A 12,129-nucleotide genomic window follows, 5' to 3' on the forward strand; every position below is an offset into this window, starting at 1 on the left:
GCCAGAGTCGAGACATTTATCGACTCTGTCCAGGTGAGTTGGCTCTGATGTCCAGTCAGGCGATCAGTGTACTTTCTGTGGCCACTCAGTCAAGATGATCAATGGTTTCTGACACCTGTTTCAAAAGCTTTTGCAATGCACCTCTATTACCTTCCACAAATCTTTGAGCCTGGCCGCCCATCTTTTTTCTGGCTGCATCGTCTGTCAGCAGATCGTATACGACTGCTGCCAGTTGATCTGAGTTCTGTATGGTTTTCATACCGCCAGCGTCTTCTAGCTGTTGGCTGATATCTGTGAAGTTATAAACGCTGGGACCGGATAAAACAGGTATCCCCAGGGCGGCGGGCTCCAGCATATTATGACCTCCGTTCTTAATCAGACTACCCCCGACAAAGGCTATGTCTGATGTTGCATACAGCTTCATCAGCTCACCCATGGTGTCGCCAATGATTACTTGGGTATCTGCAGATGTTTCTGTCGCCTGACTGTGTCTTATGGTGATGAACCCGAGACTTTCTGACAGTTCAAAAACACGGTCAAAGCGTTCGGGATGTCGGGGAACAAGCAACAACAGAGTATCGGATAATTTCTCGTGCACTTTGCGAAAAGCATCCAGAACCGGCTTGTCCTCGCCGTCGTGGGTACTGGCAGCTATCAGTATTTTTGTCTTGTGGCCCAATCCCGATTCCCATGTGGATTTAAGCAAAGCTGCACTGTTGTTGATCTCATCATCCACAGACATATCAAACTTGACGCTGCCGGTTATGGCCAGACGTTCAGCAGGCAAGCCCAGTTGTTTGAATCGTTCACCGTCATTCTCGGTCTGGCAGGCCACCTGATGGATGTTCTGCATCATATTTCGAGTCAGCGAGCTCAATTTTGCATAACCCCGGGCCGACTTCTCTGACAACCGGGCATTGATGATAACCACGGGAATGTTTCTGGCTTTACAGGCGGCAATGGTGTTGGGCCATAGCTCTGTTTCCATGATTAAAGCCATTTTGGTGTGAGTCCGATTTAAAAAACGGTTTTGCACGTCTGGCAAATCGTAGGGGCAATAGACATGAGAAACACGGTCACCGTATATTTTTTTAACACGCTCGGAGCCAGTGGGTGTCATGGTGGTGACGACAAAGCGGTAATTGGGGTATTGATTCATCAAGGCTTTAACCATGGGCGCACTGGCTATGGTCTCACCCACAGAAACGGAATGGATCCATATGACGGGTTTGTCATTGGGCAACTTTTTGATAAAACCAAAGCGTTCACCCCAGCGATGACCATATGCAGGAGATTTTCTAGTGCGCAGAATCAGCTTGATCAGGACAGCGGGCACCAAAAGGTACAATAAAAGTGAATATAAGTATCGACTCATGCTCGGGCTGGATTCGTTAGGAGTTGGACTACCAAGTATGTTAACAGATAGAGCCTGACCCGAAATAGATTTATGAGTCGAATCTGTCCGGCTTTCAGTGATGGGGGCTTTCGAACACTGATGTAACCCATGGAGAAATGATGCTGGACATCAAGAAAGCGCTTGCATCCATCCACTGAACAATATCAAACTGCCTCACCTTATTGTCAGGACTGCCATTCTGGAACTTATGAATCACTCAATACCGCCCGGGCGACGGACTCTCATGGTTCAGGGAACCACCAGTGATGCGGGGAAAAGTGCGCTGGTTACCGGACTTTGTCGAGCTTTCAGCAGGCGGGGTATTCCAGTGGTTCCCTTCAAACCACAGAACATGGCTCTGAACAGTGCGGTGACCGAGGATGGCGGCGAAATTGGCAGAGCCCAGGCGCTGCAGGCATTAGCGGCGGGTCTTGAGCCCCATACAGATATGAATCCGGTTTTGTTGAAGCCTAACTCCGATACAGGTGCACAGGTGATCGTCAATGGACGTTCTATCGGGGAAATGAATGCCCAGACCTATCATGAATTCAAACCGAGGTTGCTGGAGTGCGTCCTCGAATCCTGGCGCAGGCTGGCAGAGCAATACCGTTTCGTGCTGGTTGAAGGGGCGGGAAGTCCGGCAGAAATCAATCTGCGTGACAGGGATATTGCCAACATGGGGTTTGCCCAGGCTGCCGACTGTGCGGTCATTATTGTTGCTGATATCGATAAAGGCGGGGTTTTTGCCCATCTTTATGGAACATTGGCACTATTGTCAGAATCAGAGCAAAGACGGGTAGCCGGTTTTGTGATCAATCGCTTCAGAGGTGATATCAAGCTACTGGAATCGGGACTGGAATGGCTCGAGAAAAAAACGGGTAAGCCGGTGCTGGGTGTGCTTCCTTATCTTCATGGCCTGCATCTGGAGGCTGAAGATGCAATTGAGTCACAACAGGTTTCTCATGATAATGATTCAGTTTTACAAATTGCGGTGCCTATACTGACCCGTACCAGTAATCACACTGATTTTGATCCCCTTAGGCTGAGACCTGATGTTCAGATTCACTTTGTTGGCAAAGGCGAACCCATTCCTCCGGTGGATCTGATTATTATTCCCGGTACCAAAAATACCCGGATTGATCTCGACTATCTAAGAGAGAATGAATGGGATCAGGATATTCTCAGGCATCTGCGATATGGCGGAAAGCTGATGGGCATCTGCGGAGGCTATCAAATGCTCGGCAATATTGTACATGACCCTCAGGGTATCGAAGGAGAACCTGGCAGCACTGAAGGATTGAGGTTGCTGAACCTGGAAACCACAATAGCCCCCCAAAAGCAGCTGAAACAGGTGGCTGGTTGCCTCTCTCTTCCCGATATGGAAAAGGTTCCAGTGACCGGTTATGAAATTCATGCGGGTATTACCCGGGGTTCGGCTCTTGATAATCCTCTCATTCAACTGAAACAGGGGGTGGACGGTGTCATGTCTGAAGATGGCCAGATATTTGGTACTTATTTGCATGGCATTTTTGAAACAACGGCAGCCTGTAATGCCTTTTTAACCTGGTCTGGTCTCAGGCAATTAGCGGCAGTGGACTACGAAGCGCTCAGGGAAGAAGGTATTAATAGAATGGCGGATGCTGTTGAGCAGAATATTGATTTGAACAAATTGTTAGCTGTTTATCAGTGAAAAATATTTCGTTACTTCAAATAATTACGTCTGAGGGAATATTTAAGATGACAGAAGAGCGCAAGGGCTATCGGCTGACCAAAATTTATACCCGTACTGGTGATAAGGGAACCACCCGGATTGGCAGTGGTGATGTTCTGTCAAAAGCGGATGATCGGATTGAAGCTATTGGCTCCGTTGATGAGACAAACAGCTGGATGGGTATGTTGCTAAATGTGCTCAGGCAGTCTGATGACTTGACCGAGTCGCAGCTGAGTCGGGTCAGCGAGATTCAGCACAGGCTGTTTGATGTCGGTGGAGAGTTGGCCATGCCCGGATATCAATTGATTCAGGAAGAGCATACGACAGTCATGGAGACATTGATTGACGAGTTGAATGAAGATTTACCACCATTGAAAAATTTTACATTGCCCGGTGGCGGGGCTGCCGCCTGTCATTGTCATATGGTAAGAACGGTTTCGCGCAGGGCCGAACGTGCTGTGGTCCGATTGCGTGAATCTGGTGTCGACATTAATGCCCCTCTCATTACCTTTCTCAACAGGCTGTCCGATGTGATGTATGTGCTTTCAAGGCATTGTGCCAGAAAGAACGAAGGAGAGGTGCTCTGGCAGCCCTCTCCCAAATCAAAAGTTCAGGGTTAATGTCGCCTTTCTCAAGAGGGGTGAATTAACACGAAAGTTCGGGTAATATGCCCGACCTTTACGAAGGTCCCACGGTGGCAACGGCAGCGCATAAAAAGTGCTGACATGTTCAGACGCTGTGGATTGTTTGCGAAACGGTCTATTATCCGCTTGCGAACGATAGGGAACGGGGTTTTAAACCCGGCTGTGCCCGCAACTGTGACGGAGTAATGCGTTCTCAAGAAAGCCCCTGGAGGCTTTCTAAACCACTGGATTCAAGGTCCGGGAAGGTGAGAAAAGCATGTTGATCCCGGAGCCAGGAGACCTGCCTTCAGTAAAGCAACCATGGAAGCTCTGAGCTATAGAGCTTTCTAACCGGGCGGGTCACCTGGCGGTTGGGAAAATTCATATCTTCCCCGGAAACTGACAAGTCTTTGAGCAAGAGAGACAAGTCAGAATAATTCTGCGGTTGGAACTTTGTGTCTGGCCGACTGTCTGCCGCCCTGAGAAACATCGATCTCAGGGATTCCATGAGGCATCTGCATCAAACAAGTCGAGAACGAAATTGTTCATCACTCGGGAAGGCTGTCGCAAAAGTGCTGCGCTTCGCTGAAGGGTATCTTCTGTCTGCTACCTGGCTGGCTGCTTTTGTAATTTCTGGTCATACGACATTGTTGCAGGCAGCACAGGTTTGCATAAAAGACGACCTGAAAAGGGAAGTCTGTGCCCCCAAATCCGTCAAAAAAATAGTCAGCCTTTCTCCCGGTTCAACAGAATTGATCTATGCTGCAGGAGCAGGTAAGCAAGTTGTCGCAGTCGATGATCACAGCGACTACCCTCCCGCAGTCGCTAAAGTACCCCGAGTAGGTGGCTTTCCCAATGTCAGCATTGAAGCCATTGCTGCTATGAAACCAGATTTAGTGGTGGCCTGGGCAGGAGGCAACAGCCCGAAAGTGACGTCAAAGCTGGAGTCACTGGGTGTCAGGGTTTTCTACATTGATCCGCTAAGCTTTCCTGAGATCGCATCGGTCATCAGGCGCTTGGGCAGGCTGTTTGGCACCTCTGCGGTTGCGGATAAAGAAGCCAAAAGGTTTCTGGCTCGTTACCAATCCATCAAGAAAAAATACCAGTTTAAAAAGCCTGTCACTGTCTTTTATGAGATCTGGAACAAACCGCTGATGAGTATCAGCAGGAACCAGATTATCGGGCAGGTGATAGAGCTTTGTGGTGGCCAAAATATTTATGCCGACTCAAAAATACGGGTACCCAAAGTCAGCATGGAATCCCTTCTTGGCAAGAACCCAGAGGTTATTGTCAGCTCCAGCAATCTTAAAGACGGTAAAGCTATCGAAGAGCGCTGGTCGAAATGGAGCGATCTTCAGGCAGTGAAACAGCACCATCTGATTACCGTGCCGGGCAATTTGATATCCAGGCCAGCACCCCGGGCTCTGGATGCTGCCGAATCCCTTTGCCAACAACTCGAGAGCGTCAGAAAAGAAAGTCTTGCCAGGGCTTCAAAGACGCCAGCAAACACACACAAGGAATAATCCCATGTCCCACACATTGCGTATTGCAGTCGCTCTGGCCACAGCAGGTCTGGCTGGCACGCTTCAGGCCAGTGAAGAAATTATCAAGCTGGAGGAAGTGGTTGTGACAGCCTCCAGAACTGCTCAGTCTGTGGATGAGGCTCTGGCTCCGGTTACTGTAATTACGCGGAAAGAAATTGAGCGTAGTCTGGCTACCAGTGTGCCGGAATTGCTCAGTAAAACACCGGGTATGCAGGTCGCAACAAACGGTGGTGCAGGCAGCCTGTCCAGTATTTATCTCAGGGGGACAAAGACCGCTCAAGCGCTGGTTCTGGTCGACGGACAGAAGATCAACTCGGCCAGCTCAGGTGTGTCACCTCTTCAATATCTGGACCCGGAAGATATCGAAAGAATTGAGATTGTTCGGGGCCCTCGCTCCAGCCTTTATGGTGCCGATGCAATAGGTGGTGTAATTCAGATTTTCACTCGCAAGGGCCATGGAAAGCCTCATCTGAAAGTCAAGGTGGGTGGTGGCAGCCGAAACACCGGTGAGTATGGTCTGAGTTACAGCGGTCAGTCAGAAGGTTTGCGTTTTAACCTTGGGGCAAACATGTATGAGACAGGTGGGTACGATTTTACGCTCACTGAAACGAATGGTGATGGTGATAATGACGCGTACAGAAACAAATCTGTGTTTGGTAGTGTTTCTAACGAATTTTCAGGTAACTTGATAGCAGGGGCTAGCTTTCAGCACTCAGAGGGTAAGTCTGAGTATGACAATAACTCTGCTTATTCTTATGACACCCAGCCCTATAATCTTTTCAGGGTAACCAACATCAGCTCCTTCGTTGATCTGACTATAAATGATATCTGGGGTACACGACTGGAGGCTGGTTATGCCGAAGAGCATACCCAGGCAAGGGAAGAAAACTATAAAACAGGTGTAACTTCAGACAGTTACTGGAGTGAAACCATGCGTTATTCAACCAGTTGGAAGAATGATATTGCCTGGCATGAGAACCAGTTGCTGACAGCAGGCATTGATTATTCTAATGAGAAATACGATGGCAGTACTGCTTATGTGGAAGATTCTAGATACAACGCGGGCGTGTTTGTTCAAAACCATTCCTCAATAGGTAACCAGGACGTTCAGGTAGCTCTGAGAAGAGACAAGAATGAGGCGTATGGGTATAACACAACCGGTAGTGCTTCCTACGGTTTGGCTTTGCCCAATGAAATGCGCTTCACGGCTTCCTACGGCACTGCCTTCAGAGCACCAACACTGGGTGACCTATACTACCCGGGCTATGATAACCCCAATCTGAAACCTGAGAAGTCTGAAAATTTTGAAGTGGGTCTGAAAGGTGTTCTGGCTGTTGCTGACTGGTCCGTCTCTCTATACCAGAACAACATGGAAGATATGATTGCTTTAGACAGCACCTACACGCCCATTAATATTGATCAGGCTCGCATCAGAGGGATTGAGCTAATAGTCAAGACCCGTGCTATGGGTTGGGATGTCAATTCCAGCGTTTCTTTTCTTAATCCGGAAAATCGTTCTGGAGTGAATAAGGGTAAGGTTCTACGTAATAGAGCTGAAGAGCTCTTTACTCTGGACTTTGACAAGCAGTTCAATAAATTGGGGCTAGGTGCTACTTTCCGTGCGCAAGGCAAGTCTTATGCAGATGCTGCCAATACGACAGAAGTTGCAGGTTTCGGAACTGTTGATTTGCGCATGAGCTATAAGCTGACTTCTGAGTTGAAGACCGGATTGAAAGTGGTGAACATTTTCGATAAAGAATATCAGCCGGTTGATGGCTACAGGGGGCAGCCTCTGGGGGCGTTTGTAACTCTGACCTGGACTCCTGAGTTGTAAGTCAATTTTCGTACGACTAACGTCTGTCATATGTTAAGTAAGCTCTCACCCTCTTTTCCAGGAGTGAGAGCTTTTTTATAAGGTAGTCAATATGGCACTTAAAAAATCCAAAGACGTCCGGGAACTATGCTATCCCTTCATCTACGAGCATTCACCTTTGTGTGATCACGAAATTATTACCGATGAGCTTTGTACGACACTGGGCGGAGCTATCTATGAGCTGGAAGGAGATGAAAGGTTCAGGGATATCTACGATTTTCTCTGCGAACTGCAGCCGAAAATTTTTCATCTTAATGCGTCTATCCGGGGGAAGCAGGCCATCTTTGAAGAGCAGATAGAATGGCTCGCCGGGTATTTTGATCGTTATCAGGAAGAGATTGTCGGGCGAATAAAAGGTTTTGTTTTACCTCGCGGACCTCGACCCGTTCAGTTGCTTCACTCCTGTCGTTCGCTCAGTAAAAAAGCGATCAGAGCCATGGTTCTGGTGGATGCTGAAGGCATAGAAGTTCCGGATGTTCTGCACCGCTTTGCCAACATGCTTTGCAATCTCTTTTTCAGATTAACGGTGGTGATTAATGGACGACTGGGGATCACGGAACCTGAGTATGTGAGCAAGAGTTACAAGTCCAAGTCACCCTCAAAGTTAAAGCAGGAGTCCAGGAAAAAGGTTGTGTAATCAGGAAAGTTCGATTTAGGATAGAAAGTAGGCTCAGAATAATAAAGAAATTGGAGGCCGTGGTAAGAAAAGGACTTTCTTTTCACTACTTTTACGCTCATGGCTGTTTAAGTGCCTGTAGCTGTTCAGGCGCTCTATTTCAAAATAAGAAAGGCTGTCTGCAAGTCGTGAAATCAGCCTGTCGTCATGAGATTTTTAACTTAAACTTATCAATTAGGTGACCGATAAAGGTTTATTCCCACAGATTAAAAAAATGGAGGAGCAAGGATGCTTCTTGTTGTTGCTGTTGCCTGCCTGATTGTTGCTGTTACTGCTATTCTCTCGGTTATTGAATCTGCCATTATTTATGTTGATGATCTCAGGTTAGCCACAATTCTCAGACACAAGCCTGTTAACAAGGCCGACATTAAATACATTATCAAGAACAAGGAGGCTCATTTGTCCTCCATGGTCATGTTGATCACGCTGATCAGTATTGCCGGAAGTTCGATGATAGGAGCTATTGCTGCCAGACATTTTAATGACACCGGTTTGGCCATATTCACTGCTCTTCTGACCTACTGCATGTTGGTATTTGCCAAAATTTTGCCAAAACTCTTTGCGGTTCAGATGGCAGAGCCCGTACTCAATCATTCTGCCCGTTTCGTAAGAGTTATCTGTTTTCTGCTTCGGCCAATGCTCAAGATGACGCTGGTCTGGGCCAGACTGTTCAGGATTGAGAATACTCAGGAGCCCAGTCGCGACGAGCTGAAAGGCATCATTCGTCATTTCAATAAGTCCGGCGTGATAGAACGTGAAGAGCGTAAAATGGCAGAGCTGGCCCTGAAAATGAACCAGAAGACTCTGGCAGCCCTGACCACTGAAGATGGTCCTATGATCTGGCTTGCCTCTGACTCCAGAGTGCAGGACATTCAGGCATTCATTTGCGAGCATTCCTACAAGCGCTACCTGGTTGTGAGCGATGGCGAAGTAGTGGGTATTGTACACTATCGTCATATCACTAGCTGTCTGGTTAATGGCCTTGCCGATAAAACGGTTGGAGAGTTGGCCAGACAGGTTGTTTTCCTGGAAGAACAGTGTACGTTGCTGGATGCCATAAAGGCTTTTGGCAAGGCCCGGGCCTCTGTCGCACTTCTTGCCGGGCGGAATCCGGAACAGACCCGAATGATCACTGCCAAACAGGTTTATCGAGCTATTCTACAGGCTTCCTGAGTCTGTAGAACCCCGCAATTCCCATCTCGTTGCCTCCCCTGAAACAGGTATTCATGGATCGATAACTGAAAACTGAATGACAGTTTTGATGTGTTTGATTTTTATTTCTTTGTTCTGAAACTATTTAATTTGTCGTAGCGTATATTCAGCCAAGAGGACAATGATTTTTTTCGAATATCAAAGAGGTAAAGCAAATGACCAGAGCAAATCACTTATCTTTAGCTGGAGGCGTATGGGCCAGATTGATCATGGCTCTGACGCTGGTTTTTTCGATGCAGGCTATGGCCGAAGACGAGATTTATACCGGGCTTTTCAGCGACAAGGCTGTCAGTGGCTACGACCCGGTGGCTTACTTTACTGATAGTAAGCCGGTAAAAGGTTCCGATAAATTTTCTACCCGCTATAAAGGGGCTACCTGGTACTTCAGCAGTGAAGAACATAAAAAGCTGTTTCTGGAGTCTCCGGAAAAGTACGCCCCTCAGTATGGCGGCTATTGTGCATGGGCTGTGGCTCAAGGTAAGACTGCCAGTGCTGATCCTCAGCAATGGACCATCGAAGATGGTAAGCTTTACCTGAATTACAATAGCTCCGTTCAGAAAAAATGGCTCAAGGATAAGAAAAACCTGATCAATAAAGCTGATGATAACTGGCCGAAAGTGATCAATTAAAGCTTATCAAGTTCCGAGTAAAGTCTGGTTCGCTGGCGATCTGAGACTTTACTCATCTATCCCATTAGTACGATGAGTCACATCACTTTAAATCGGGTGAAAGGACTTTTTGATTTTTGAGAAATGGAATTGATCCCATGAAAAAACGCGTGATACAAGTTTTTAGTTGGTTAACTGTCCTCTGGATAGCCAAGGTGTTTCTGTTCTCCCTGCCCTACAAGTTCAGTGGGCATCCGGATACCCAGCATATCTTTGGAACTATTGGTCAGTGGATGCAGGGAGTTATTGGTGTTTCAATGGGTGAGTGGTTCAGTAGTTACGGTGCTATTGTTGTTGGAGTTGCAGAATTATCCGTCAGTTTGCTGTTGTTCCTGCCTGTCATACTGTTCATTAACAATAAGTTGAGTCGCAATGAAAGCAAAATCAGCCAGAGTCTGATACACAGTCTCGGGGGGCTGGCAGCGTCTGGTATCATGGTGGGTGCGGTTTTCTTCCACCTTGCTACACCTCTGGGAATAGAGGTATTGCACCAGGGGAAAAGTGACGGCGGCTCCCTGTTCTATGCCGCTGTATCCATCCTGGTGTTGGGGCTGATCATGGCGATAGCCAACTTCTCTTTGGTTAAAGAAGAAAAACTGGCAAGATCTAACCCTTAACTCACCGGAGACACTAAATCTGGAAGTGATCATTATGATAGTTCGTACGTTGCTGGTTTTGGGATTTATCTGGCACGCCTTGAGACAAAGAGTAAAGCCCTGGCTGTTTTTTCAGTTGAATGCCGATTACTTCAATGACGCCAAAGGACTGTACTCGAAACTTGATATGGATGAGTCCATTCCCAGACGGTGGCGCCTGAAACAGAGCCTGGATACTGATGGTATAAGGCCGGAGCAATACCCGGTTTTTCTGAAACCTGAATGGGGACAGAACTCCGCCGGGGTTATACGGGTCGATAATGAAATTCAGTTGGAGGCCGCAAGAGCGAATCGCGTTCAGGACAGTGTGCCCTATCTGATTCAGGAAGGTGCCCAGGGGAAAAGAGAGTTTGAAGTGTTTGTGATTTGCTCCCCGGATTCCACAAAGTGCCTTAGAACACTGTCCGTAACCCAGGTTCTGAATACCAGCAACGATGAACATCCTGTCAATGGTATCTACAACAGCGAAACGTTTTATCTGGACAAAACCCACGAGCTGGATAGAAAACAGGCCGATCAGCTGGCTATGCATTTGAGTGAGACCGGGCCGTTCAGAATGGCTCGCTATGGTATCCGGGCAGACAGCATCGAAGCGCTGGTTGAAGGAGAGTTCAAAATTTTTGAAATCAATCTCTTCCTGCCAATGCCTCTGGTGTTGTTAAGCAAGAATCTGGGGGCTTTCGAGAAGTTGCGGCTGATAGGTCAGTTGACCGGTCAACTGGCGCAGGTGACCGGTGAAATTCCAGAAGCCCGTAAACGGAAATCTATTTTCTTCAGGAAGCTGTTTTACCTGAACCGGCTGAATTTTAAAAAGCTGCCAGCCAAGACCGAAGAGGAGATGGTGCTGTGAAATTTATCAGGAAAGCGGTTTACAGCTACATCAGCCAGAAATTTATGAATGGTTGCACTCAGTACAACTCTCTGGAAGTTCGCAAGAGCTGTCGTTCAAAAGCTCAGGCAAGAGCGGCATTCAATAAAAATGATATTCCCCATGCCCGTGGTGAGATTTTCATTAATCCATGGAAGGCTATTCGCTTTGCCAGGCAGCATGGCTTTCCTTTGGTGGTTAAGCCTAATGTCGGCGGTTTCTCACGAGGCAGCTATTTTCCCATTCGCAACTATCGGGAGTTATGGAAAGCGGCTTTGCTGGCCAAAATCTGGTGGCCTGCCAGTGTTGTAGAGCAGTATCTGGAAGGAAAAAACTATCGGGTTCTGGTGGCGAACGGTGAAGTGGTGTCTGTGATTCAGCGTTATGCTCCTTTTGTTATCGGAAATGGTGAGGACTCGATCAGCACCCTGATCGATCAGGAGAATACTATTCGAAAGGAGATGGGGCTTCTGGATTGCATGTACCCGCTTCAGAAAAGTGAACAAACCAGAAACTATTTAGCGAGACAGGGCTTTGATCTGAATTCCGTTCCGGCTGATCAGGAGCAGGTAAAGCTGTTCCATCGAATTGCCCTGGCACCCGGCGGTGTTATTGAAACCATTCCGGCCACTAATCTGGCCAGAGAGAATATACGACTGATGGAAAAAGTGCTGGCTACTTTCGATGCCAATATTCTCGGTATCGATGTCATCATGGAAAAAGGCATAGAGCATAGTCATAAAGATCAGAAATGCATCCTTTTGGAGGTGAACTCTCGTCCTTACGTGAAAATGCACGACTACCCCAGATATGGAGAAAAAGAAGATATCTCCGGGGTGTTTGAGGAACTGAATAAACTCCAGATCGCTCAGACTGATATTTTCTGAGACAGAGGAGACTGG

General features: G+C 47.5%; 11 protein-coding genes and 1 riboswitch. Of the genes, 10 read left to right on the forward strand and 1 reads right to left on the reverse strand.

All coding sequences use genetic code 11. From position 1 onward, the window contains the following. Window positions 1-85: 85 nt before the first annotated feature. Window positions 86-1,375 carry a lipid IV(A) 3-deoxy-D-manno-octulosonic acid transferase gene (gene waaA, locus ACO6VG_RS12985; RefSeq protein ID WP_422132669.1) on the reverse strand — a complete coding sequence of 430 codons (1,290 nt, stop codon included), beginning with the start codon at window positions 1,373-1,375 and terminating at the stop codon, window positions 86-88. A 229-nt stretch (window positions 1,376-1,604) separates the two neighbouring features. Here waaA and ACO6VG_RS12990 point away from each other — a divergent pair, with 229 nt between their 5' ends. The 10 genes from ACO6VG_RS12990 to ACO6VG_RS13035 all read left to right on the forward strand — a co-directional run bounded on the left by ACO6VG_RS12990 (window position 1,605) and on the right by ACO6VG_RS13035 (window position 12,114). After that, entirely contained in the window at window positions 1,605-3,086 is a 1,482-nt protein-coding gene (locus ACO6VG_RS12990) for a cobyric acid synthase (protein WP_422132670.1), read from the forward strand. Between the two features lie 47 nt (window positions 3,087-3,133). Then, window positions 3,134-3,727 (forward strand): cob(I)yrinic acid a,c-diamide adenosyltransferase, encoded by a 594-nt coding sequence (locus ACO6VG_RS12995; RefSeq protein WP_422132671.1) that lies wholly within the window; start codon window positions 3,134-3,136, stop codon window positions 3,725-3,727. 117 nt (window positions 3,728-3,844) lie between these two features. After that, window positions 3,845-4,053: riboswitch (cobalamin riboswitch) on the forward strand. A 132-nt stretch (window positions 4,054-4,185) separates the two neighbouring features. After that, window positions 4,186-5,253, forward strand: coding sequence for a cobalamin-binding protein (locus tag ACO6VG_RS13000; RefSeq protein WP_422412944.1), 1,068 nt, complete (start codon window positions 4,186-4,188; stop codon window positions 5,251-5,253). A 4-nt stretch (window positions 5,254-5,257) separates the two neighbouring features. Further along, window positions 5,258-7,108 carry a TonB-dependent receptor domain-containing protein gene (locus tag ACO6VG_RS13005; RefSeq protein ID WP_422132673.1) on the forward strand — a complete coding sequence of 617 codons (1,851 nt, stop codon included), beginning with the start codon at window positions 5,258-5,260 and terminating at the stop codon, window positions 7,106-7,108. 91 nt (window positions 7,109-7,199) lie between these two features. After that, the gene (locus ACO6VG_RS13010) at window positions 7,200-7,784 is read left to right on the forward strand and encodes a cobalamin adenosyltransferase (RefSeq protein WP_422132674.1); all 585 of its coding nucleotides are present in this window, start codon (window positions 7,200-7,202) and stop codon (window positions 7,782-7,784) included. Between the two features lie 267 nt (window positions 7,785-8,051). Then, a complete protein-coding gene (locus ACO6VG_RS13015; protein WP_422474264.1) occupies window positions 8,052-8,996 on the forward strand; it encodes a CNNM domain-containing protein in 945 nt (314 codons plus the stop codon). Between the two features lie 194 nt (window positions 8,997-9,190). Further along, window positions 9,191-9,664 (forward strand): YHS domain-containing (seleno)protein, encoded by a 474-nt coding sequence (locus tag ACO6VG_RS13020; protein ID WP_422132676.1) that lies wholly within the window; start codon window positions 9,191-9,193, stop codon window positions 9,662-9,664. A 137-nt stretch (window positions 9,665-9,801) separates the two neighbouring features. Further along, window positions 9,802-10,320: a hypothetical protein gene (locus tag ACO6VG_RS13025; protein WP_422474266.1), complete on the forward strand. Its 519-nt coding sequence runs from the start codon at window positions 9,802-9,804 to the stop codon at window positions 10,318-10,320. A 34-nt stretch (window positions 10,321-10,354) separates the two neighbouring features. Continuing rightward, window positions 10,355-11,209, forward strand: coding sequence for a hypothetical protein (locus tag ACO6VG_RS13030; RefSeq protein ID WP_422474268.1), 855 nt, complete (start codon window positions 10,355-10,357; stop codon window positions 11,207-11,209). Then, window positions 11,206-12,114: a cyanophycin synthetase gene (locus ACO6VG_RS13035; RefSeq protein ID WP_422137305.1), complete on the forward strand. Its 909-nt coding sequence runs from the start codon at window positions 11,206-11,208 to the stop codon at window positions 12,112-12,114. The genes ACO6VG_RS13030 and ACO6VG_RS13035 overlap by 4 nt, the downstream gene beginning before the upstream one ends. Window positions 12,115-12,129: the final 15 nt, after the last annotated feature.

The sequence above is a fragment of the Endozoicomonas sp. ALB032 genome (assembly GCF_049310125.1).
Classification (GTDB): Bacteria; Pseudomonadota; Gammaproteobacteria; order Pseudomonadales; family Endozoicomonadaceae; genus Endozoicomonas_A.